Source organism: Amycolatopsis sp. NPDC058986 (assembly GCF_042741125.1).
GTDB lineage: Bacteria > Actinomycetota > Actinomycetes > Mycobacteriales > Pseudonocardiaceae > Amycolatopsis.
In genome coordinates, this window is sequence record NZ_JBHYJW010000031.1 from 54,275 (window position 1) to 76,238 (window position 21,964).

Genomic DNA, 21,964 nt, shown 5'->3' on the forward strand with positions numbered 1-21,964 from the left:
TGCTTTTCTCTCACTTACCCAATCGATGCGGACATTACGCGCGTCCCGCACCCCGTCCGTTGGTGAGGCAACCCTTAGGGCGGGTGCCTCAGCGCTCCCGCCTGCGCGGGGGCGGCGTGGCGCGGCTGTCCCCGGTGATGACGAACTTCGGCTTCGCCTCGGCGGTTTCGTCCTCGGCCTTCTTCTCGCCGACCGCGCGGTTGAAGCTGTCGGCGATCTCGCTGACCAGGTCCTCGTTGTGCCGGTCGTCCTTGCGCGCGATGCTCATCGGTACTCCTGGAATTCCGCCCCGCCGCTTCCTACGCCCCAATCTAACCGCGTTCACCGACGAAAAGCTCCAGTCGAACCCGCACGAGCGCCCAGGTCCGCATTTTCGCCCGTGGCGGATGTGACGTCGCCCACGGCTGGGCGCCGGGAACCGGCGAGACGCACGTGAAAGGATTCGAAGTCGTGAGGATCGTCGTATTGGTCGGCGGAGTGGGCGGGGCCCGCTTCCTGCTGGGCGTCAAGCACGCGCTGGGGCTGCCGGCGACCGGAGCAGCCGAATCGGAGTCACCGCACGAGATCACCGCGCTGGTGAACACCGGGGACGACGTGTGGATGCACGGCCTGCGCATCTGCCCCGACCTGGACACCTGCATGTACACCCTGGGCGGCGGGATCGACACCGAACGCGGCTGGGGGCATGCGGGCGAGACCTGGACGGTCAAGGAGGAGCTCGCCGCGTACGGCGCCGAGCCGACCTGGTTCGGGCTCGGCGACAAGGACATCGCGACCCACCTGATCCGCAGCCGGATGTTGCGTGCGGGATACCCGCTGTCGCAGGTCACCGAGGCCCTGTGCGACCGGTGGAAGCCGGGCGTGCGGCTGCTGCCGATGTCCGACGACCGGGTCGAGACGCACGTCGTGATCGACGACCCTGAGCAGCCCGACCAGCGCAAGGCCGTGCACTTCCAGGAGTGGTGGGTCCGCTACCGGGCCGAGCCGCCCGCGCATTCGATCGTCGCGGTCGGCGCCGACGAGGCGAAACCGGCGCCCGGCGTGCTCGACGCGATCGCCGGGGCCGACGCGGTGCTCTTCGCGCCGTCCAACCCGGTGGTGTCGGTCGGCACGGTGCTGGGCGTACCCGGCGTGCGCGAGGCACTGCGCAAGACGTCCGCCGGGGTCGTCGGGGTCTCCCCGATCATCGGCGGCAAGGCCCTGCGCGGGATGGCCGACGCCTGCCTGAGCGCGATCGGGGTGGAGACCTCGGCCGAGGCCGTCGGGCGGCACTACGGCTCCCGCAAGGAAGGGGACGGGGTGCTCGACGGCTGGCTGGTGGCCGAAGGCGAGCAGGTGGACGTGCCAGGGGTCGCGGTGCGGGACGTCCCGTTGCTGATGTCCGATGTGGACGCGACCGCGGCGATGGTGCGCGCGGCGCTCGATCTCGCCGGAGTGTCGCTGTGACGGGGAACCAGGCCGACCACGCCTCGGCCAAGCTGGAGATCCTGCCGGTCACCGGGCTGCCGGAGTTCCGGCCGGGCGACGACCTGACCGGCGCCATCGCCGGCGCGGCACGCTGGCTGCGGTCCGGCGACGTCGTGGTGGTGACCAGCAAGGTCGTCTCGAAGATCGAGGGACGGCTGGTGCGGGTGCCCAGCGATCCCGAGGAACGGGACGCCGCGCGGCGCGAGTGGGTCGAACAGGAAGCCGTGCGGGTCGTCGCGCGGATCGCGCGGACGATGATCACCGAGAACCGGCTGGGCATCGTGCAGGCCGCGTCCGGAATCGACGCCTCGAACGTGGCGGGCGACGAGATCGCGCTGCTGCCCGCCGACCCCGACGCGTCCGCGCTCGCGCTGCGCAACGGCCTGCGGGAACGGCTCGGCGTCGAGGTCGCGGTGCTGATCACCGACACCATGGGCCGGGCATGGCGCGTCGGCCAGACCGACGCCGCGATCGGCGCGTCCGGCCTGCGGGTGCTGCACGCCTACGCCGGGCAGATCGACGCGCAGGGCAACGAACTCGCGGTCACCGAGGTCGCCGTCGCCGACGAGCTGGCCGCGGCCGCCGACCTGGTCAAGGGCAAGCTCGGCGGGACGCCGGTCGCGGTCGTCCGCGGCCTCACCCTCACCGACAACGGCTCCACGGCGCGGGATCTGATCCGGCCGGTCGACATCGACCTGTTCCGGCTGGGCACCAACGAGGCCATCGCGCAGGGACGTCGCGAGGCGGTGCCCGCGCGGCGCTCGATCAGGACGTTTTCGGACGAGCCGGTGGACCCGGACGCGATGCGCCGGGCCGTCGCCGCCGGACTGACCGCGCCCGCGCCGCACCACACCCATCCGGTGCGGTTCGTGTGGCTGCGCGACGCCGGTCTCCGCAAGAAACTCCTCGACACGATGCGGGAATCGTGGCGCGCGGACCTCGAAGGCGACGAGTTCACGGCCGAGCAGATCGCGAAACGGCTCAGCCGGGGGGACATCCTGTACCGGGCCCCCGAGGTCGTCATCCCGTTCCTGGTCCCCGACGGCGCGCACGCCTACCGGGACGCGCGGCGCAACGCGTGCGAGCACACGATGTTCACCGTCGCCGCCGGCGCGGCGGTGCAGGGACTGCTGGTCGCGCTCGCCGCGGAAGACCTCGGCTCGTGCTGGATCGGCTCGACGATCTTCGCCGCCGACATCGTCCGCGACACGCTCGGCCTCGACAAGCGGTGGGAGCCGCTGGGTGCGGTCGCGATCGGGCATCCCGGCAGCGCGCCAGGCCCGCGTGGCCCGCTGGATCCGGGTGAGGGGCTGGTCGAGCTGTGACTCTCCACGCGAACGCCGTCGCGACGCTGGAGTCGTGGAAACCCGCCGATCCCGGCCAGGAATCCCTCCGGCACGCGTTCCTCGGGTTTCTCGCCACGGGTGAGGACACCTGCCTCCGCCAGTGCGCCGCCGGGCACGTCACGGCGTCGGCCGTCGTGCTGGACGACACGGGCTCGCGGGTGCTGCTGACGCTGCATCCGCGTGTCGGCCGGTGGTTGCAGCTGGGCGGGCACTGCGAGCCCGAGGACGCCACCCTCGCCGGAGCCGCGCTGCGCGAGGCGCGGGAGGAGTCCGGGATCGGGGACCTCGAACTCGTCCCGAAGCCGGTGCACCTCGACGTCCACCCCATCACCTGCTCGCTCGGCGTGCCGACGCGGCACTTCGACGTCCGGTTCACGGTGCGGGCACCGCGCGGGGCCGAGCCGGTGCGCAGCGCCGAATCGGACGACCTGCGCTGGTGGCCGGCCGACGCGCTGCCCCCGGGTTCGGAAGATCTCGCCGACCTGGTGAAAGCGGCCATCCCGGACGGCGCGGGGCACTAGGCTCACCGGTGCGGAAAGGGGGCGCCACCATGCCTACGCAGTTCCAGGACCGGGTCCACATTCACCACAGCGGCGGCGGTGACGGCGTCGTCGGCTGGATCGTGCTGGGACTGTTAGTCCTCGCGATCATCATCTTCGTCATCGTGGTCGCGGTGCGGGTCAGCAAGATGCGGCGCGAGCAGAACATGAACCAGGGCCAGCAGGGCAATTTCCCGCCGCCTCCACCGATGGGCCCGCAGCAGGGCTTCGGCCAGCAGCCGCCGCAGGCCGGGTTCGGGCAGCAGCCTCCCGGCGGCTTCGGGCAGCCGCAGCCGGGCTTCGGCCAGGCCGGGCCACCTTCGCCGCAGGGCGGGTTCGGCCAGCCGGTGCCGCCGCAGCCCGGCGCGCCTCAGCCGGGTGCGCCCCAGCCGGGTATGCAGCCGCAGGGTGCTCCCTACGGCGCTCCCGGGCCCTACCCCGCGACCGGCGGTCAGCCGCTGCCACCCGGGTATCCGCAGCAGGGTCAGCAGCCACCGCAGGGATGGTGACCAGCCTGCTTGACTTTGTATTGAGCATTGTGTCAACCTGGTGGCGCAAGGCTTGCTACAAACGAGGGGGTCGGGATGTCATACACAGGGGGAGGCGGCGTGACGGCCGCGGCGTCGGGGAGTCCTCCGGCGGCCGCCGAGCCGCTGGAGCCCACACCCAAGGAGATCCAGGCCGCGCTGACCTGGCTGGCGCAGCGCGGCGTCCGGCTCGTCGTGCCGACCCGGTTGCTGTGCGTCCGGCTCGGCATGCGGTTCGCGCCGCGTCTCCGGACCCGGACCTGTCTCGTTGCGCTCGGCGTCGCGATTCTCGGTTCCGCCGTGCTCTTCGGCCTGCGGTACCTGCCCGGCGTGGGGAAGCAGCTCCCCGGGGGCTCGTACATCTTCGTCGTGGTGGCCACGATCCAGCTCACGGTCTGGTACGAGCAGCGGCACCGGGACCGGCAGATCGCCGCCCGATTGGCGTGCCGGGTCACCAGAGTCGAATCCGCGTCCCGCCTGAGGCTGCTCGGTGGCTGGTTCGCCGCCTCGGTGGTGCTCACCTTCGGTGGCGGTGCGGGGCTCGCGCTGGCGGTGGCGCTGACGTCGGGGTCACCCGCCTACGGCTGGGCCTGGCTCGCGCTGCTGGGCGTCGCGGCGGTCAGTTCGGGCATCGCGCTCACCAGCGTCCTGCGCGCTCCGGCGGTGGCGGAGAACGACGCCTCACTCGCCGTCGACGACCAGCTGCGGATCCGGGACGCCGACAACTACGTGATCCCGGTGTTCGCCATCCCGCCGCTGAACGACCTCACCAGCCACAGTCCCCTGCCACCGCCGTTCGCGCCGTACGTACTGGCCTACATGGTGCTCAGCGTCGGCGCCATGTTCGTCACGATGTTGCTGAGGCAGCGCCGTCGCCATCGTTCGCTGCCCCCGGGCAACTACGGGCTGCCCCAACCGTCATGATCTCCACACCCATCGACATCTTCGAGGCGGTCTGAATGCTCCTCAGTGTGGACAGCACGTCGCCGGTGCCGCCGTACGAGCAGGTCCGCTCGGCTCTGGCGACCCAGATCAACGACCGGACGCTGCCCGTCGGTACCAAGCTCCCCACGGTGCGGCGGCTCGCCGCCGACCTCGGGATCGCCCCCAACACCATCGCCCGGGCCTATCGGGAACTGGAGGAGGCCGGGCTGATCGAAACGCGCGGACGGGCGGGAAGCTTCGTCGGCGCCTCCGGCGACCAGAACCGGCACCGTGCCCAGCAGGCCGCCGCACGCTATGCCGCGGCCGTGCACAAACTGGGGCTGGGCAAGGAAGAAGCGATCGCCATCGTGTCCGCGGCGCTGGCCGAAAGCTCCGTCAGCGTCGTCGTGCCGCGCGGCATCCCGGACGGATTCGCCCAGTGACCTCAACGCTGGCCGCCGAGGCCGAGTCGACGCTCACGCCGTTGCTTCTGTTGCTGATCGTCTTGGGAATCCTGCTGGTGGTCGCCGTCGTCGTGGTGGCGATAGTCCTCGCGACGCGGAAGTCCCACCCCGGCCCGCCGCCCGGCTATCCGCCACAGCAGCCGGGCTACCCGCCGTCCGGATATTCACCGTCCGGCTACGCGCCACCGGGGCAACCACAGGGTTACCCACCGGGACAGCCGCAGGGCTATCCGCCTTACCCACCGGGATACCCGCCCCAGCCCGGCCAGGCGCCCGGATACCCGTCTCCCGGCTATCCGCCTCCTGACGCCCCGCCGTCCGATCCAACGCCGCCATCCGAACCGGCGCCGCCATCCGAATCAGCGACGCCGTCCGAACCGGCGGCGCAAGATCCCGGCGAGCCGCCACAGCAGCCGGGCCGGCCGCCCGCGCCAGGCCAGCCACCGCAGGCGCCGTCCTGAGCACCGACCGTCCGCTGAAGGAATGAACGGAAGATTCAGGACACCCTGAGCGCCCCTACCAAACAGCCTACGAGCGGGGTCCGACGAAATCGGCCCCGAGCACACTCCACGCGCGAGCCCACCGCACTGAAAGCGTCCCTCGCCCACCCGCGGCTTCCCATGCCGTTAAGGCCACCTTATGGGCGTCTGACGCCCGTAAGGTGGCCTTAACGGCGCGTCCCCGGGCGAAAGGGGGCCTGGTAGTTACATGGCGCGGTAGTCGCGTAGGGCAAGACGTGGGCCGAAGCGTGGTCGTGAGATCCCGGCGGCCTCGAGGTAGCGGATCGCGCGCTGCCGTTGCGGCGCATAGGGGGCGAGGACCTCCGCCAGCCCGGCATCGTCGAGTTTCCTGCCGAGCAGGGCATGGCCGACCATCGACGGGATGTTGTAGTCGCCGAAACTCACCGCGTCCGGGTCACCCCAGGCACGCTGCGCGATCTCGGCCGCCGTCCACACCCCGATCCCCGGCACGAGCCGCAGCAGTGCCCTGCCCTCGGCCCCGCCCAGTTCCACCGCCCGCTCCAGCCGGTGCGCGACGCGGGCGGCGTTCAGCAGCGTGGTCCGCCGTTTCAGGTCCACCCCGGCGCGATGCCACTTCCAGTCCACCAGGGACCGGAGCGCGGCCGGCGTCGGCGGCACCCGCAGCCGGTCCGGGCCCGGCCCCGGCGCCCGCTCCCCGAACCACCGGCACAGCTCGGCCCACGACCGGATCGCCTCCTTGCCCGCGACCTTCTGCTCCAGCACCGCGAGCACGAGCCAGTCCCACACCTGCCCCGTCGCGCCGAGCCGCAGCCCCGGCGAGCGCAGCCGTGCCCGCGCGACGACTTCGTGGTGCGCGACGAACCCGGTGTCGTCGTCGTTCGCGCCCAATAGCGCCGGGACGCCGTCGAGCAGCCGATCCGCTCCCGGTCCCCACGCCTCGGCCTCGATCCCGTCGGCACGTCGGCGCAGCGCCAGCGTGCCGGGCCCGTCCGCGGTGTTCGCGGCGTACCAGACGACACCCCGTTCGTCGGTCAGGATGTTCAACGAACCGCGCCCACGCCGCAGCGGAGCCAGGACCCGGCCCAGCTCCACGTCGAACGTCGGACGCCAGAACACGAAGGCCTACGCGTCGCTCGAGAACCGCACGCCGCCGTCCGGCAGCGTGACGTCCGGCCAGACCCGCGCGCCGTGCAACAGCTCGCACCGCGCACCGACGACGGCGCCGTCACCCAGCACCACACCGCGCAGTACGGCTCCCGCGCCGACCCTCGCCCCGCGGCCGAGCACCGAATCCTCGACCACCGCGCCCTCACCGACGATCGCGCCGTCGAACAGGACCGAACCGGACACCGTCGCGCCCTCGGCCACCACGGCCTTCGCGCCGATCGTGGAACCACCGGACACCGTCGCGCCCCCGGCCACCGAAGCGCCGTCGAGCACCAACGACTCCCCGACCGAGCCGGGCAGTGCGGACGTCGGCGCCACCCCGCGCACCAGGTCCGAGGAACCGCGGACGAAAGCCTCCGGCGTGCCGACGTCCAGCCAGTAGGAGGCGTCGACGAAACCGTGCAGATGCGCGCCGTCGGCCAGCAGCCCGGGGAACGTCTCCCGTTCGACCGACACCCGCCGCCCGGCCGGGATCGACTCGATCACCGAACGCCGGAAGACGTAGCACCCGGCGTTGATCTGGTCGGTCGGCGGATTCGGCGTCTTCTCCAGAAAAGCCCGGACGCGGCCATGCTCGTCGGTGGGCACCGAGCCGAAGCGGCTCGGATCCGGGACACGTTGCAGGTGCAGTGTCACGTCGGCGCCGGATTCCCGGTGCGTGCGCAGCTGCGCGCGCAGATCGGCGCCGGACAGGATGTCCCCGTTGAAGACGATCACGTGCTCGGCGCGCAACCGGTCGTAGACGTTGCGGATCGCGCCCGCGGTGTCCAGCGGCTCGTCTTCGACGACGTACTCGAGCTCCAGGCCGTGCGCGGAACCGTCGCCGAAGTACTCCTCGAACACTTCGGCCCGATACGAAGTCCCGAGCACGACATGCCTGATCCCGGCCTCGCGGATCCGGGAAAACAGGTGATTCAGGTACGGCGTCCCCGCGGTCGGCAGCATCGGTTTCGGCGCCGACAGGGTGAGCGGGCGCAGCCGGGTGCCCTTTCCCCCGACCAGCACGACAGCGTCGATGCCCGTGCCGGCCCCCGACGTGGCTTCGACCTCGGTCGTCACCTCACCACTCCCTCTTGTATCACGCGCCGCCTGGCGACAAGCCGCGGGAAACCCTGACGGCGGACGCCCCGAGGGCCTACCCTAGACAGGAAACAGGTGGGCCTTTCCCCAGAGGGCCCCGGGTCAGTCGGGAGGCCGAGGGGATGGACCCCCGGGAACGGGCGGACGCCTTGCTCGCACGAGCACGCGCGCGTGGAGCCTTCGTCGTGACGCCGGACAAGGCGACCTCGCCCATGGACTCGGCCAACACCCAGCAGATTCCGCGTTCGCTGGTGACCGAAATCGATCGTGGCCAGGATCCGGACACCACGACCCAGCTGCCCGCGTCGCTGATCGAGGAGAATGACCACCCGCTGGCGACGTCCGCGCCGACGACGCGGCTGGACGTCCCCGGGAATCACCACCAGGCGACCACACCGTTGACGCCGCGCCCCCAGGCGAAGCCGATCGCGAGCCCGCTCAAGGACCAGCCGGTCCCCGAGCAGCAGCCGTCGAGCGGCGAAGAGGTCGGCGGGCTGATCCCCACGATCAAGCAGACCAGCGGCCGTTCCAACCTTTCGCGCCGCCTCGACGGCATCTAGCCCTTCCGGGTCTCCAGCTTCAACCGCAGCGTCAGGCCGAGCTTGATCGCGGCCAGCACCGGCTTCCAGCGCAGCCCGCGGTGGCGGTCGGCGAGATAGCGATACGCGCTTTCGTGATGCGCACGCAGCATTTTCGCCGACGCCTGTGACGTCGCGTGCCCGCCGATGTGCATGACACCCGCCGACGGCGCGTACACGTTGAGCCAGCCAGCCTTGGCGAGCCGGTCGCCGAGATCGACGTCCTCGAAGTACATGAAGTAACGCGTGTCGAAACCGCCGACCGAGTCGAACGCCTCCCGGCGGAAAAGCTGGCACGAACCGGAAAGCCAGCCCGCGACCCGCTCGACCGGTGCCCGCTCCTGGCGGTACGCGCGCGTCCACGGATTGCCCGGCCACACCTTGCCGAACACCGCGTGCCCGATGCCGCGCCCGAACGACGGCAGCAGCCGCGCCGAGGGATAGACGGTGCCGTCCTGATCATGGATGAGCGGCCCGAACGAACCGCCCCGCGGCCAGCGCTTCGCGACCTCCAGCAGCGTGTCGAGCGAACCCGGCTCCCATTCGAGATCGGGATTCACCACGACGACCCAGCCGTAGCTGTCGTCCAGCTCGGCGACCCCGCGGTTGGCGGCGGTGCCGTACCCGACGTTCTCGCCGATGCTGAGCAGATGCACGTTCTCCCGCTCGGCCGCCCGTTCCGGGGCACCGTCCGTGGAGGCGTTGTCGGCCACGACCACCTGGACATCGCGATCGGTGGCCTTCTCGAGCGTGTCGAGGAACCGCTCGAGCGTCTCACCGGGAAAGTACGTCACGGTCACGACGGCGAGCCCGTCGCCGTAGCTGGGGTGCTCAGTCACCCGGCCATTGTCCACGCGTCACCGAACGCGATATCGCTGCCCTACCGAGCGTGATTGCGGCGAGTGCCACGTTCACGATGCCGAGTTCCACATTCAAGACATGCGGTGGTGGCGGGACCAGGCCTTGGCATAGGCCTCCCGATGCCGCTCCGCGGTCGTCGCCCAGGAGAACTCCTTCGCCCGCTTCTGCGCCGCGTCCGCCAGCTCCGACCGCCGCGACGAATCCGCCAGGAGGTCCGTGATCGCCGCGGCGACATCCCCGGCGCCGACACCGCAGTACGCCACCGCGTCGCCCCCGACCTCGGGCAGTGACAGCCGCCGGGTCGTCAGGACACACGCGCCGCACGCCATCGCCTCCAGCACCGGCAGCCCGAATCCCTCCCCCAGGCTCGGATACGCCACCAGCTCGGCACCGCCGAGGAACCCGGCCAGCGTGCCGAACGGCAGGTAACCGGCGCGGATGACCCGCAGCCGGTGCGGGACGGCGTCGAGCGCGCGCTCCACCTGCGTGTCCCAGCCCGGCTGACCCGCCAGCACCAGGGCGGGCGCGTCCGGGCGGCCCGCGACCGCGCGGGCGAAGCCGCGGATCAGCGCGGGCACGTTCTTCCGCGGCTCGAGCGCGCCCAGGAACGCCACGTACGGCGTCCGCCCGATCCCGACGGCCGCGCGGGCCGCCTCGACCTCCTCGGGCGAGGGCGGATGGAACCGGTCGGTGTCGACGCCGTGGTGGATGATCTCCAGCTCCGCCCGCCGTACCGGGCTCACCCGCGCCAGTTCGGTCGCGGTGGCCACGCTCGGCACCACGCACACCGTCGCCCGTCGCAACGCGGTCGACGTCCACGCGCGGAAGAACCGCGCCTTCACCGAGGAGTGCAGCACCGCGTCGGTGAAGAACGTCGCGTCGTGCAGGGTCACCACGGACGCGGCCGTGCCCGCCAGCGGCATCGTGTAGTGCGGCGAGTGCACGACGTCGACGGCGAGGCGGCGGGTCAGGCGCGGCAATGTCGCCTGCTCCCAGGTGAGCCGCGCTGTCCGCGTCGACGTCGAAGGCGACGCGGGAACGATGCGGGCGCCCGGCGCGAGACGGCCGTAGAGCGCGAGATCCCGGGGCTGGCACACCACGGTGAGCCGCGCCCCGTCCTGGTCCAGCGCCTGCACCAGGGAGTCCACGTAACGTCCGACACCGCCCCGGTCCGCAGGGACCGCGGTCGCGTCGATCAGCACACGGGGATCACCGGTCACCAGAGCAGAGTAAAGCCGCAGCCCACCCGCCCGGACAAGAACCGGGAAATGCGGGACACCGGCACCCCGATGTGTCAATCCCGGTTGCGGCGATGCATCGCCCACACGGCCTCGGCGGCGGCCCGCCAGGTGAACGCCCGCGCCCGTTCCTTGCCCCGCGTGCTCAGCTCGGCCGCACGCTGCGCCGACCCCAGCACCTCGCGCAACCCCAGCGTGAGCGCCCCGACGTCGCCGCGCGGCACCATCAGCCCGGCACCGCCCGCCACCTCGGCCAGCGCCGGGACGTCGGTGTGCACCACCGGCACCCCGGCCGCCATCGCCTCCAGCAGCGGCAGTCCGAACCCCTCCGTGAGACTCGGCACAGCCAGCGCCTCCGCCCCGCGCAGCACAGTCGCCAGCTCGGCGTCGCTCACCCGGCCGAGCAGCCGGAACCGCTCCTCGGGCAGCCCGTGGTCCTTCGCCAGCCGCACCGGGTCGACCCCGCCCCAGCCCTGCTGCCCGGCCACCACGAGCGAGACGCCCTCGAGGTCGGCGACGGCCTCGATCAGCACGTCGATGCCCTTGCGCGGCTCGATGGTCCCGACCGCGAGCACGTACCGCTCCGGCACTTCGACGTCGGCGTCCCCTGCCGGGATCCGCACGCCGTGCGGGATGACCTTCACCGGCACGTCGACGTCGATCAGCACGGCGAGCTCGTCCGCGACCGCCCTGGTCGGCACCACCAGACCGGACGCGCGCCGTGCCGCGCGGGAGATCATCGACCGGTGCCAGCTGACACCCCGGCTGGTGAGCGTCTCCGGATGCGTCCACGGGACGGTGTCGTGCACGGTCACCGTCAGCGTCTTGCCCGCGGGCACGCGCGGCGGCGCGAGCGGCGTCGGCGCGTGCACGGCGTCGCCGCCCGGCCACCACGGCAGGCCCAGCTGCCACGCCGCGACCAGGGCGCGCGGCGGAATCCGCAGCACCCGGGGACCTTCGACACCCTCGACAACGGCGGCCTCGACGTCGTGGTGACGCGCCACCACACTGGACACCGTCCAGCCAGGCGGCGCCGTGCGGGCCAGCGCGAGCATCAGCTCCGCGGTGTACCGGCCGGTACCACCCGGCACCGGGGCGAGCAGTTGCTCGGCGAGGACGACCAGTCGGGGCACGGGGCCTATTCTCTCCCGGGTGACCCCCGAGCCCGCCACCACCGTGGTGGTTGTGACCTGGCGGGGTGCCGGGCACGTCACCGCGTGCCTCGACGCGCTCGCCGCCCAGACCCGTCCACATCGGACGCTGGTGGTGGACAACGCCTCCGACGACGGCACCGCCGCCCTGCTCGCGGCGCATCCGTCCACCCCCCAGGTGCTGCGGCTGCCGCGCAACACCGGGTACGCCGGCGCGATGGCCACGGCGCTGCGCCGGGTCGACACCCCGCTCATGGCCTGGCTGAACGACGACGCCGAACCCGCGCCCGGCTGGCTGGCCACTTTGGAGGACACCCTTGACGCGGCGCCGCTCGCCGCCGCGGCCGCGTCCCGGCTCGACCTCGAGGACGGTTCGACGCAGTCGGCGGGCGTCCGGCTCACCGCCGACGGCCACGGCGCCGACCTGCCCGAACCCGCCGACGAGGTGTTCGGCTTCTGTGGCGGCGCGGCCCTGATCCGGACCGGTCCACTGCGTACGGTCGGCGGTATACCGGCGTCGTTCTTCTGCTACTACGAGGACACCGACACCGCGTGGCGGCTGCGCCTGGCGGGCTGGGACGTCGTCGGAGCGCCGGAGGCCGCCGTGCGCCATCGGCACGGGGCGAGCACCCGTCCGGGTAGCCCGCAATTCCACCGGTGGAACGAACGTAACCGCCTGCTCACCCTGCTGCGCTGCGCCCCCGGCGGCGTCGCGCTGCGGCAGCTCGTCCGGTTCGCGCTGCTCACCGCCGTGCTGCCACTGCGATCGGGCAAACCGGACGCGCCGAACTTCCGGTTCGGCCTGCGCTGCCGGATACTCGCAGAGGTCGCCCTCCGGCTACCGGCGGCATTGTTCGCACGCCGAATGATCACGCGACGTAGCGCTCTCGGCCGAGGGGCGGTCTGGGAGGCGTGGGCGGGCCACTAATATCTGCGTAATCCCGAGGACAGGAGCAGGCTTTGGCGCAGGGGGACCCGCAACCGCTCGTCTCGGTGATCGTGGTGAACTACCGCGGCGCGGACGACACCATCACGTGCCTGCGCTCGCTCGCCTCGGACCTCGACTGCGCTGATGCGTCCTCGGCGGGAAAACGTACCTCGGACGGACCCGAAACCGAGCTGATCTGCGTCGACAACGCGTCCGGCGGAGACGACCTCGCGCGCATCAAAGCGGCTGTCCCCGGCGTGACGCTGGTGGAATCGCCGGTCAACAGCGGCTTCGCGGGCGGCTGCAATCTCGGCGCGCGGCACGCGAACGGCACGATCCTCGGCTTCCTCAACAACGACGCCCGGCCCGCACCCGGCTGGGTCTCGGCCGCGGTCGCCGAACTCCGGGCCCAGCCGAGGGTCGCCGCGGTGGCCAGCAAGGTCCTGGACTGGGACGGCACCGGCACCGACTTCGTCGACGCCGGGCTCACCTGGTTCGGCATGGGCTACAAGCGCCACGCGGGCAGCCCGCTGTCGGCCGTCCCGTCGGCCGAACACGACGTCGCGAAGGACGTGCTGTTCGGCACCGGCTCCGCGATGTTCGTCCGCACTTCGGTGTTCGCCGAACTCGGCGGGTTCGACGAGCGGTTCTTCATGTTCTACGAGGACGTCGACCTCGGCTGGCGGCTGAACCTGCGTGGCTGGCGCGTCCGGTACGTCCCGGAATCGCTGACCTACCACCGGCACCACGCGACGATGGCGGCGGTGGACGCCCCGGACTCCGGCCGCGAGACGTTCCTGTTGGAGCGCAACGCACTCGCCGCGCTGTACAAGAACCTTTCCGACGAGTCGCTGGCGAAGGCGCTGCCCGCGGCGCTCGCGCTGGCGGTCCGCCGGGCGACGGCACGTGGCGATCTCGACGCGACCCAGCTCGACCTCGAACGCGGAGTCGGGCCCGCCGAAACCGGCGACGTAGCGATCCCGCGCACGACGCTCGCCGGAATGCTGGCGATCGACCAGTTCGTCGAACTGCTGCCGTCGCTGGCAGAGTCACGCGCGGTCGAGCAGGCCGCGCGCGTGCGCACCGACGCCGATCTGCTTCCCTTGCTGCGCAAGGCTTTGGAGCCCGCGTATCCGCTGCCGCGTTACCTCGCCGCGCATGACATCCTCGTCGAGGCCTTCGGCATCGAGGCCGCGTTCGGGCAGCGCCGGAAGATCCTGGTGATCACCGGCGACGCGCTCACCGAGCGGATGGCGGGCCCGGCGATCCGGGCCTGGAACATCGCCGCGACCCTGGCGAGCGAGCACGACGTCCACCTCGTCACGACGAACCCGCACGTGTCGCCGCCGCCCGCGCCGTTCCGCGTCAGCGCGGGCAAGCGGCACGATCTGGACGCGCCGATCGCCGAGGCCGACATCGTGATCCTGCAGGGGCACGTGCTCGAACTCGCGCCGTCGCTGAAAAAGCAGTACGCGAGCAAGATCGTCGTCGCCGACCTGTACGACCCGATGCACCTGGAGTTGCTGGAACAGGGCAAGGGAATAGCCGACGACAAGCGCGCGGCGGACCTCGCCGGAGTCACGAAGGTGCTCGACGCGCAGCTCGAACGCGGCGATTTCTTCCTGTGCGCGTCGGAACGTCAGCGTCATTTCTGGCTGGGTCACCTCGCCGCGCTCGGCAGGCTCTCGCCCCGGCTCTACGACGCCGATCCGACGACGCAGTCATTGCTCGCGGTCGTCCCTTTTGGACTGTCGCCGGAGGCACCGGCCCGTACCGGACCGGGACTGCGTTCCGCGCTCGGCATCGGGGCGACCGACCACGTGGTGCTCTGGGCCGGTGGTGTGTACAGCTGGTTCGACCCGCTGACCCTGGTCCGCGCGGTCGAGAAGCTGCGGCGGCGCCGCGCCGACGTCCGGCTCGTGTTCCTCGGGATGAAGCATCCGAACCCCGAAGTCGCCGAGATGGACATCGGCGCGCGGACCGTCCGGCTGGCGGATTCGCTGGGGCTGACCGGGAAACACGTCTACTTCAACGAGCAGTGGGTGCCCTACGGCGAGCGGCAGAACTGGCTGCTCGACGCGAACTGCGGGGTCACCACGCACTTCGAGCACGTCGAGACGACCTTCGCCTTCCGCACCCGCGTGCTGGACTACCTGTGGGCCGGGCTGCCGATCGTCACGACCGACGGTGACTCCTTCGCCGATCTCGTCCGCGCCGAACGCCTCGGTGTCGTGGTCCCCGCCGAGGACGCCGACGCGCTGGCCGACGCACTGGAAAAGGCGTTGTACGACGAGGAGTTCGCCGCCGGATGCGTCGAGCGGATCGCCGGGGTCGCCCAGCGGTTCGCCTGGCCCGAGGCGTTGAAACCGCTCGTCGAGTTCTGCCGGGATCCGCGCCCCGCCGCCGACCGGCTGGCGGGATCGGCGGATCTCGTGACCACGAAACCCGTGCGGGGCAAGGAAATGGTGCGCCGCGACGTCGCGCTCGTCCGGGAGTACCTCAACGACGGCGGCATGGGCGAGCTCGCGCGACGGGCGGGCGGCCGGGTCCTCAAGATCGCCAGGCAGCGGTTGCGCCGTGGCTGATCGACCGTTGCGTGTGCTGCTGGACGGCACTCCCCTGCTCGGCACCAGGACCGGCATCGGCCGGTACACCGCGGCGCTGAGCGAGGAGCTGGCCTCGATGTCCGAAGTGGACACACGCGCGGTGGCCTTCACGTTACGCGGCTGGCGGCGGCTGCGGCACGTCCTGCCGCACGGCGCGCGGGCGCGGGGCATGCCGGTGGCCGCGCGGCTGCTGCGCAAGGCCTGGCTGCACGGAGAATTCCCGCCGGTGGAACTGTTCGCGGGACTGGCTGACGTCGTGCACGGGACGAATTTCGTGCTACCGGGCCGAGTGCGGGCCGCGGGCGTGCTGACCATCCACGATCTGGCCTTTTTGGGCAATCCAGCGGAGCTGAGGCCCAGCGACCAGGACCTGCCCCGGCTGGTGCGACGCGGCGCCAGGCGAGCCGACGTCATCTGCACCCCGACAGCCGCCGTCGCCGACGCGGTGGCCGAACGGCTGGACGTCGACCGGGACAAGATCGTGGTGACCCCGCTGGGCGTGAACCCGGCCTGGTTCACCGCCCGGCCACCGACGGACGAGCAGCGCGCGGAGCTGGGCCTGCCGGAGCAGTACCTGCTGTTCGCCGGTGCCGCGGGGCCGCGCAAGGGTCTCGACTGGCTCGTGCGCGCCCACGCCACGACGCCTGACCTGCCACCGCTGGTGTTCGCCGGCCCCGGCCCGTTCCCGCACGCGGAGCGGTCGCAGCACCTCGGCTATCTGTCCGATGTGGACCTCCGGCGGGTCGTGGCAGGCGCCTCGGCACTCGTGCTGCCCTCGCGTGACGAGGGCTTCGGCCTGCCCGTCCTCGAAGCCATGGCGTCGGACGTCCCCGTCGTCTGCACCGACATCCCCGCCCTGCGCGAAGTCGCGGGCGACTGCGCCAGCCTCGTCCCCTACGACGACGTCGAGGGCCTGGCCGCCGCCCTGCGCACCGCGGTCATCGACCCGCACGCCGTCGCCACCTCCGCCGCCCGCCGCACCCACGCCGCGGGCTTCACCTGGCGCACCTGCGCCGAACGCACCGTCGAGGCCTACCGCCGCGCCGTCTCCGGCTGATCCCCGCGGTTTCCGCCGCTCGACCCGACCGCTCCCAGTGACCCGATTCCCCCTGAGGTCACGTATTACCAGGGGTATCCCCCACCCTCTCCGGGGGACGGCCCTGGGCCAGTCTATCGCGGAGGTACGACGAAAACGGGCCGCCGGCGGTGCGGGACGGGAAGTTGTCCACAATCGCGCTTGGCTGGGGACAACCACGAAAGCCGAGGTCCCGAAGGGCGCACGAGTCCGTGAATGCCACATCGAGAGACTCTGAATCCCTCAATGTGGCATTCACGGAAGGGTGGAGCCTCGCAGACGGTGCTTCTACGATGCCGGTAGTGCCCAGCTCCGCGGGAACGCTGAACGGCGCCGTCGGGTTCGGGGCGAGCCGGGTGCTGAAGGACGCTTTCAGTGCGTTGGCCGTGCTGAAGGACGCCTTCAGTGCAACGAGCGCACCGAAGGCGTCCTTCAGCGTCCCCTACGCGCCGTTCGGGGACACCTGAACCCCAGCAGCCACCGGAGAAACCGGGGGCACGGGTGCAACCCAGGAATCAGGCAGCGGCGAAGTAAGCCGTCAAGGCGTCCTGCCACGACCGCAGCGGCGTCAGCCCGGCATCCCGCCAGGAGGCGTTGGACAGCACCGAATACGCCGGCCGCGGCGCGGGGCGCGGGAAGTCGGCCGTCGTGCAGGGCAGCACCCGTGCGGGATCCGCGCCCAGCCCGGCGAAAACGGCCTGCGCGAAGCCGTACCAGGTCGTCGAGCCACCACCGGTGCAGTGCAGCACGCGTCCCGGAGGACCGGCGTCCGCAGCGATGCACCCGGCCAGCTCCACCAAGCCGGAAGCGAGATCTGCCGACCACGTCGGCGATCCGGTCTGATCGTCCACAACGGACACCGTGTCCCGCTCTTTTTCCAAGCGCGCCATCGTTTTCACGAAGTTGTTGCCGGACTTCCCGTACACCCACGACGTCCGCACGATCCACGCCGACGCACCCGAGCCGAGCACCGCGTCCTCTCCGGCGGCCTTCGTGCGGCCGTAGGCGCTGTGCGGGCCGAGCGGATCGTCCACTTCGTACGGTGAAGAGGCATCCCCTGGGAACACGTAGTCGGTCGAGACGTGGACAAGCGGTACCCGGCGGGACGTGCACGCCGCGGCGAGCACCCGCGGACCGTCCACATTGACCGCGAACGCGCGGGCCTCGTCGGTTTCCGCGGCGTCGACCGCGGTGTACGCCGCGGCGTTGACCACCACCGGTGACGCGCCGGAAGCCGAGGCACGTTCCGCCAGTGCTCCGACGGCCGAGACGACGTCTCCGGCCCGGGTCATGTCCAGCTCGGCCGACGAGGGCGTGATCGCCTCGACATCGGGCCGGGACGAGGCGAGCGCCGCCAGGTCACGTCCGAGCTGCCCGGATCCCCCGGGCACCAGCAGGAGCAGCCCTCCAGTCACACACCGTCCCCTTATTTCGCCAGCGCGGCGCGGCCCTTCAACGGTTCCCACCACGCCCTGTTGTCCGCGTACCAGCGCACCGTATCAGCGAGACCGTCCTCGAAGGACATTCGCGGCGCGTAGCCCAGCTCGGTCCTGATCTTGGTGATGTCCACCGAGTACCGGCGGTCGTGGCCCTTGCGGTCCTCGACCGGCTCGACGCTGTCCCAGCCGGCGCCCAGCGCGTCCAGCAGCCGTCCGGTCAGCTCGCGGTTGGTCAGTTCCGTGCCGCCGCCGATGTTGTAGATCTCCCCCGCGCGCCCGCGATCGGCGACCAGCTGGATGCCCTGGCAGTGATCGTCCACATGCAGCCAGTCACGCACGTTCAGCCCGTCACCGTAGAGCGGCACCTTCAGCCCGTCGAGCAGATTGGTGACGAACAACGGGATGACCTTCTCCGGGAATTGGTACGGACCGTAGTTGTTGGAGCACCGGGTGATGCACACCGGCAACCCGTGCGTGCGGGAGAACGCGCGCGCCATGAGGTCCGACGACGCCTTGGACGCCGAGTACGGCGAGTTCGGCTCCAGCGCGTGATCCTCCGACCACGATCCTTCGTCGATCGAGCCGTACACCTCGTCGGTCGAGATGTGCACGAACTTCCCGACGCCGGCCTCGGAAGCCGCCTGCAGCAACGTCTGCGTGCCGAGCACGTTGGCCAGCACGAAATCCGCGGCACCGAGAATCGAACGGTCCACATGGGACTCGGCGGCGAAGTGCACCACCAGGTCCACCCCGAGCATCAGCTCGCGCACCAGCACCGCATCGCAGATGTCGCCGGTCACGAACCGCAGCCGGGGATCGCCGGAGACCGGCGCCAGGTTCGCCTTGTTCCCCGCGTAGGTGAGTTTGTCCAGCACGACGACCTCGGCGTCGGCCAGCGTGGGATAGGCACCGCCGAGCACCCGGCGCACGTAGTTCGAACCGATGAAACCCGCGCCACCGGTCACGAGAACCCGCATTTACTCCGCCTTTCACCCGCGCCGACCGCGTGATCGGGAATCAGTGTGTCACGACTGGGGCAACCTTCACCCAGCCTACGGACGTCTAACACGAGGATCAGTAGAGTCGTGCTGGTGGCACCGGGTGTGCCCTGGGGGAACGAATCGGGGAGGAAGCGCGTGACCGAGTGGCCTGCGCCACCCGTGCCGGTGCACCACGGACGTGGTGTTCTGGTGTTCTTCCGCCGTGGCGGCAAGATCTTCCTCAGCCTGCTCTCCGTGGTGGTCCTGGGGCTGACCTGGTACGGCTGGCAGTACATCGGTGACCCGAACGAGGGACTTTCCACCAGCGCGGTGTTCGACGACCAGTCGGCACACGCGAAGCCGCTGGACGGCGCCGTCGACATCCTCCTGGTCGGCATGGACAGCCGCACCGACAATCACGGTGACCCGCTGCCCCGCGAGGTGCTCGACATGCTGCACGCCGGGGTCTCGGACGGCGAGCGCCAGACCGACACGATGATCCTCGTGCACATCCCGCAGGACGGGCGCCGCGCGGTCGCGATCTCCTTCCCGCGCGACTCACTCGTGGAGATCACCGGCGGCTACGGCAAGCACAAGCTCAACAGCGCGTACGTGTACGCCTACAACGACACCTCCCAGACGCTGCAGCGGCAGGGAAACACCGACCTCAAGGACATCGACGCGAAGTCCAAGGTGGCCGGTCGCAAGAACCTCATCGCCACGATCGAGAAGCTCATCGGCAAACCGGGCATGATCGACCGCTACGCCGAGGTCAACCTGGCGAGCTTCTACGAGGTCACCAAGGCCATCGGCGGCGTCGACGTCTGCCTCAACAACGCGGTCAAGGAAGCCAAGTCCGGCATCGATCTGCCCGCCGGGCACCAGACGATCGAGGGCGTGCAGGCGCTCGCCTTCGTCCGGCAGCGTTACGACCTGCCGAACTACGACCTCGACCGCATCGCGCGGCAGCAGGCGTTCCTGTCCGGGCTGGCGAACAAGGTGTTGTCGGGCAAGACACTGATGAACCCGGCGAAGCTCGGCGACCTCGTCGAGGCGATCAAGAAGTCGGTCGTGCTCTCGTCCGGGTGGAACCTGATGGAGTTCGCCGAGCAGATGCGCGGGCTCACCGGCGGCCGGATCGAGTTCCACACCCTCCCGACCCAGGGCAACGCGGTGGTCGGCGGCGCCGACGTGCTGCGCGTCGACGAGGACCAGGTGCAGGCCGAGGTGGCGCGGCTGACCTCCGACGGCGTTCCCGACGCGAAGCCTGCCCAGTCAACGAGCGCGACGGTGCCCGGCGCGAACGCGGTGACCGTCGAACTGTTCGACGGCTCCGGCTCTTCCGCGGTCGGCCCGCAGACGCACACCTTGTTGCAGAACAAGGGTTTCCGGCTCTCCGACGACACCAAACTGAGTGCCCGCAACAGCACGGTGATCCGCTACAACCCCGCCGACGACACCGGGCTCTCCCTGGTCCGCCAGGCGCTGGGCTCGAGCGTTCAGGCCGAGCCGGACGCCGACGTCGCCACCGGGCACGTCCGGGTCCTGCTCGGCCGCGACTTCCACGGCGCCGCCGCACCGGGCGGGGCGAGCTCCACCCCGTCCCCGAGCAGCAAGCCGACACCGGCCTCCAGCGCGTCGTCCGCCCCACCGCCGTCGAGCTCCCAGCCGCCGATCACCGCGGGCGGAGTGGCCTGCATCAACTAGGGCGTGGTGAAACACGCCCTAATCCCCGACACTCAGCGTGGCGACAGCGTCGGCACCTTAGGCTGGACGACGCAGTGACGATACGGGGAGGTGACCACGGTGGACAACGACGAGCGCAAGCCGGATGGCGAACCACGTCTCGATGCGGAGCAGGACGCGGTGGCCGCCGAGGACACCTCATCGGCCACGGACGGTGACTGGAAGCCGTCGCCCTTTCCGCGCCCCCGGACCGAGCCCGAGCCCGAGCCGGTGGTCCCGGCCCGCCGTGGCCCGCGCGCGGCCAAGCTGACCCGGCGGATCGCGCTCGGCCTGGTGTCGCTGCTCGCGCTCGGCGCCACGGCCTACGGCTACGTCACGATGGGACGCCTGCAGCGGAACGTCCCCACGACGGACGCGCTGAGCAGGCCGGAAGACCCCGCGGCCCCGCCCGCGGACGACGGCGCGACGGACATCCTGCTCGTCGGCAGCGACGCGCGGACCGACGCGCAGGGCAACCAGCTGCCGCTGCGCGTGCTGAAGGAACTGCGCACCGAAGCGACGGCGGGCAGCGTCAACACCGACACGATCATGGTCGTGCGCATCCCGAAGAACGGCGGGAAGGCGTCCGGGATCTCCATCCCGCGCGACACCTGGGTCGACATTCCGGGGCGGGGCAAGGGAAAAATCAACTCCGCGTACGGCGTCGCCAAGGCACGCTTCGCGGCGGAGCAGCGAGCACGGGGCGAGCGGGACCAGGCGAAGATCGAGCGCGACTCCGACACCGAGGGCCGCCGCGTACTGGTCCAGACCGTGCAGGATCTGACCCAGCTGCGCATCGACCACTACGCCGAGGTCAACCTCCTCGGCTTCTACCTGCTGACCGAGGCGCTCGGCGGGGTCAAGGTGTGCCTCAACCACGCGACCGAGGACAAGGATTCCGGCGCGAGCTTCCGTCGTGGCGTCCAGACGGTGTCCGGCGGGGAGGCGCTTTCTTTCGTGCGCCAGCGGAAGAACCTGCCTCGGGGCGACCTCGACCGGATCGTGCGGCAGCAGGCGTTCCTGACCTCGGCGCTGCACCAGGTGCTGTCCGCGGGCACGCTGGCCAACCCGTCGACCATGAGCGGGCTGATCGACGCGGCGCACCGGGCGATCGTGCTCGACGACGGCCTCGATCTGCTGCAGTTCGTCCAGCAGGTCAAGGGAATCGCCTCCGGCGACCTCGCCTTCACCACGATCCCGGTGATCACGTCGAACGGGACGAGCGAGGACGGCCAGAGCATCGTCGCGATCGATCCGGCGGCCGTGCGGAAGTTCGTCGCCGAGCTGGCGGGCCGTGGTGCCGCCCCGCCGTCCGGCGGTGGTGGAGCGACGGGAGCGGCACCGCGGGTGGCCGCCGCCGACGACGTGCGCTGCGTCGACTGACCGC

22 protein-coding genes are annotated in these 21,964 nt (G+C 71.1%); 14 read left to right on the forward strand and 8 right to left on the reverse strand.

Annotation, left to right across the window (positions count from 1 at the left end):
- Positions 1–88: 88 nt before the first annotated feature.
- On the reverse strand, positions 89–268 hold the full coding sequence (locus tag ACFW0G_RS25850) for a hypothetical protein (protein ID WP_378327968.1): 180 nt from the start codon (positions 266–268) through the stop codon (positions 89–91).
- 182 nt (positions 269–450) lie between these two features.
- On the opposite strand from ACFW0G_RS25850, the gene cofD reads away from it, so the two are divergent.
- The 7 genes from cofD to ACFW0G_RS25885 all read left to right on the forward strand — a co-directional run bounded on the left by cofD (position 451) and on the right by ACFW0G_RS25885 (position 5,728).
- The gene (gene cofD / locus ACFW0G_RS25855; RefSeq protein WP_378327969.1) at positions 451–1,446 is read left to right on the forward strand and encodes a 2-phospho-L-lactate transferase; all 996 of its coding nucleotides are present in this window, start codon (positions 451–453) and stop codon (positions 1,444–1,446) included.
- Positions 1,443–2,792 (forward strand): coenzyme F420-0:L-glutamate ligase, encoded by a 1,350-nt coding sequence (locus ACFW0G_RS25860; protein ID WP_378327970.1) that lies wholly within the window; start codon positions 1,443–1,445, stop codon positions 2,790–2,792. The genes cofD and ACFW0G_RS25860 overlap by 4 nt, the downstream gene beginning before the upstream one ends.
- Entirely contained in the window at positions 2,789–3,334 is a 546-nt protein-coding gene (locus ACFW0G_RS25865; RefSeq protein ID WP_378327971.1) for an NUDIX hydrolase, read from the forward strand. The genes ACFW0G_RS25860 and ACFW0G_RS25865 overlap by 4 nt, the downstream gene beginning before the upstream one ends.
- Positions 3,335–3,363: 29 nt before the next feature.
- A complete protein-coding gene (locus ACFW0G_RS25870) occupies positions 3,364–3,861 on the forward strand; it encodes a hypothetical protein (protein ID WP_378327972.1) in 498 nt (165 codons plus the stop codon).
- 99 nt (positions 3,862–3,960) lie between these two features.
- On the forward strand, positions 3,961–4,803 hold the full coding sequence (locus ACFW0G_RS25875) for a hypothetical protein (protein ID WP_378327973.1): 843 nt from the start codon (positions 3,961–3,963) through the stop codon (positions 4,801–4,803).
- A gap of 35 nt (positions 4,804–4,838) precedes the next feature.
- A complete protein-coding gene (locus ACFW0G_RS25880) occupies positions 4,839–5,246 on the forward strand; it encodes a GntR family transcriptional regulator (RefSeq protein ID WP_378327974.1) in 408 nt (135 codons plus the stop codon).
- On the forward strand, positions 5,243–5,728 hold the full coding sequence (locus ACFW0G_RS25885) for a hypothetical protein (RefSeq protein WP_378327975.1): 486 nt from the start codon (positions 5,243–5,245) through the stop codon (positions 5,726–5,728). The genes ACFW0G_RS25880 and ACFW0G_RS25885 overlap by 4 nt, the downstream gene beginning before the upstream one ends.
- 243 nt (positions 5,729–5,971) lie before the next feature.
- On the opposite strand, the gene ACFW0G_RS25890 is transcribed toward ACFW0G_RS25885, so the two are convergent.
- Both ACFW0G_RS25890 and ACFW0G_RS25895 read right to left on the reverse strand, forming a co-directional pair.
- On the reverse strand, positions 5,972–6,865 hold the full coding sequence (locus tag ACFW0G_RS25890) for a DNA-3-methyladenine glycosylase family protein (protein WP_378327976.1): 894 nt from the start codon (positions 6,863–6,865) through the stop codon (positions 5,972–5,974).
- 6 nt (positions 6,866–6,871) lie between these two features.
- The gene (locus ACFW0G_RS25895; RefSeq protein WP_378327977.1) at positions 6,872–7,975 is read right to left on the reverse strand and encodes a sugar phosphate nucleotidyltransferase; all 1,104 of its coding nucleotides are present in this window, start codon (positions 7,973–7,975) and stop codon (positions 6,872–6,874) included.
- Positions 7,976–8,118: 143 nt separating this feature from the next.
- Here ACFW0G_RS25895 and ACFW0G_RS25900 point away from each other — a divergent pair, with 143 nt between their 5' ends.
- Positions 8,119–8,556, forward strand: a complete 438-nt coding sequence (locus ACFW0G_RS25900) for a hypothetical protein (RefSeq protein WP_378327978.1) — start codon at positions 8,119–8,121, stop codon at positions 8,554–8,556.
- On the opposite strand, the gene ACFW0G_RS25905 is transcribed toward ACFW0G_RS25900, so the two are convergent.
- From ACFW0G_RS25905 to ACFW0G_RS25915, 3 genes are all read right to left on the reverse strand, one after another.
- Positions 8,553–9,413, reverse strand: coding sequence for a glycosyltransferase (locus ACFW0G_RS25905; RefSeq protein ID WP_378327979.1), 861 nt, complete (start codon positions 9,411–9,413; stop codon positions 8,553–8,555). The two genes, ACFW0G_RS25900 and ACFW0G_RS25905, sit on opposite strands and share 4 nt — an antisense overlap.
- A gap of 93 nt (positions 9,414–9,506) precedes the next feature.
- Positions 9,507–10,637 (reverse strand): glycosyltransferase family 4 protein, encoded by a 1,131-nt coding sequence (locus ACFW0G_RS25910; protein ID WP_378328021.1) that lies wholly within the window; start codon positions 10,635–10,637, stop codon positions 9,507–9,509.
- 92 nt (positions 10,638–10,729) lie between these two features.
- Entirely contained in the window at positions 10,730–11,806 is a 1,077-nt protein-coding gene (locus tag ACFW0G_RS25915) for a glycosyltransferase family 4 protein (RefSeq protein ID WP_378327980.1), read from the reverse strand.
- Positions 11,807–11,825: 19 nt separating this feature from the next.
- On the opposite strand from ACFW0G_RS25915, the gene ACFW0G_RS25920 reads away from it, so the two are divergent.
- The 4 genes from ACFW0G_RS25920 (at position 11,826) to ACFW0G_RS25935 (ending at position 16,900) form a co-directional block, all read left to right on the forward strand.
- The gene (locus tag ACFW0G_RS25920; RefSeq protein ID WP_378327981.1) at positions 11,826–12,752 is read left to right on the forward strand and encodes a glycosyltransferase family 2 protein; all 927 of its coding nucleotides are present in this window, start codon (positions 11,826–11,828) and stop codon (positions 12,750–12,752) included.
- A 32-nt stretch (positions 12,753–12,784) separates the two neighbouring features.
- Positions 12,785–15,337, forward strand: coding sequence for a glycosyltransferase (locus ACFW0G_RS25925; protein WP_378327982.1), 2,553 nt, complete (start codon positions 12,785–12,787; stop codon positions 15,335–15,337).
- Entirely contained in the window at positions 15,330–16,415 is a 1,086-nt protein-coding gene (locus tag ACFW0G_RS25930) for a glycosyltransferase family 4 protein (RefSeq protein WP_378327983.1), read from the forward strand. The genes ACFW0G_RS25925 and ACFW0G_RS25930 overlap by 8 nt, the downstream gene beginning before the upstream one ends.
- Before the next feature lie 320 nt (positions 16,416–16,735).
- Complete coding sequence (locus ACFW0G_RS25935; protein ID WP_378327984.1) at positions 16,736–16,900, forward strand: hypothetical protein; 165 nt, start codon at positions 16,736–16,738, stop codon at positions 16,898–16,900.
- 48 nt (positions 16,901–16,948) lie between these two features.
- Here the strand turns inward: ACFW0G_RS25935 and rfbD are convergent, their stop codons facing one another.
- Both rfbD and rfbB read right to left on the reverse strand, forming a co-directional pair.
- Positions 16,949–17,848, reverse strand: coding sequence for a dTDP-4-dehydrorhamnose reductase (rfbD, locus tag ACFW0G_RS25940; RefSeq protein ID WP_378327985.1), 900 nt, complete (start codon positions 17,846–17,848; stop codon positions 16,949–16,951).
- 11 nt (positions 17,849–17,859) lie between these two features.
- Entirely contained in the window at positions 17,860–18,849 is a 990-nt protein-coding gene (gene rfbB, locus ACFW0G_RS25945; protein ID WP_378327986.1) for a dTDP-glucose 4,6-dehydratase, read from the reverse strand.
- A gap of 159 nt (positions 18,850–19,008) precedes the next feature.
- Between rfbB and ACFW0G_RS25950 the strand changes: the two genes are divergently transcribed.
- Together ACFW0G_RS25950 and ACFW0G_RS25955 are read left to right on the forward strand one after the other, a co-directional pair.
- Positions 19,009–20,559 (forward strand): LCP family protein, encoded by a 1,551-nt coding sequence (locus ACFW0G_RS25950; RefSeq protein WP_378327987.1) that lies wholly within the window; start codon positions 19,009–19,011, stop codon positions 20,557–20,559.
- A gap of 99 nt (positions 20,560–20,658) precedes the next feature.
- Positions 20,659–21,960 carry an LCP family protein gene (locus ACFW0G_RS25955; protein WP_378328022.1) on the forward strand — a complete coding sequence of 434 codons (1,302 nt, stop codon included), beginning with the start codon at positions 20,659–20,661 and terminating at the stop codon, positions 21,958–21,960.
- Positions 21,961–21,964 lie beyond the last annotated feature (4 nt).

Bases quoted from the DNA above. Each gene is read 5' to 3' on its own strand.
- ACFW0G_RS25850 (WP_378327968.1), bottom strand. From the start codon at position 268: ATGAGCATCGCGCGCAAGGACGACCGGCACAACGAGGACCTGGTCAGC.
- ACFW0G_RS25870 (WP_378327972.1), top strand. From the start codon at position 3,364: ATGCCTACGCAGTTCCAGGACCGGGTCCACATTCACCACAGCGGCGGC.
- ACFW0G_RS25880 (WP_378327974.1), top strand. From the start codon at position 4,839: ATGCTCCTCAGTGTGGACAGCACGTCGCCGGTGCCGCCGTACGAGCAG.
- ACFW0G_RS25900 (WP_378327978.1), top strand. From the start codon at position 8,119: ATGGACCCCCGGGAACGGGCGGACGCCTTGCTCGCACGAGCACGCGCG.
- rfbB (WP_378327986.1), bottom strand. From the start codon at position 18,849: ATGCGGGTTCTCGTGACCGGTGGCGCGGGTTTCATCGGTTCGAACTAC.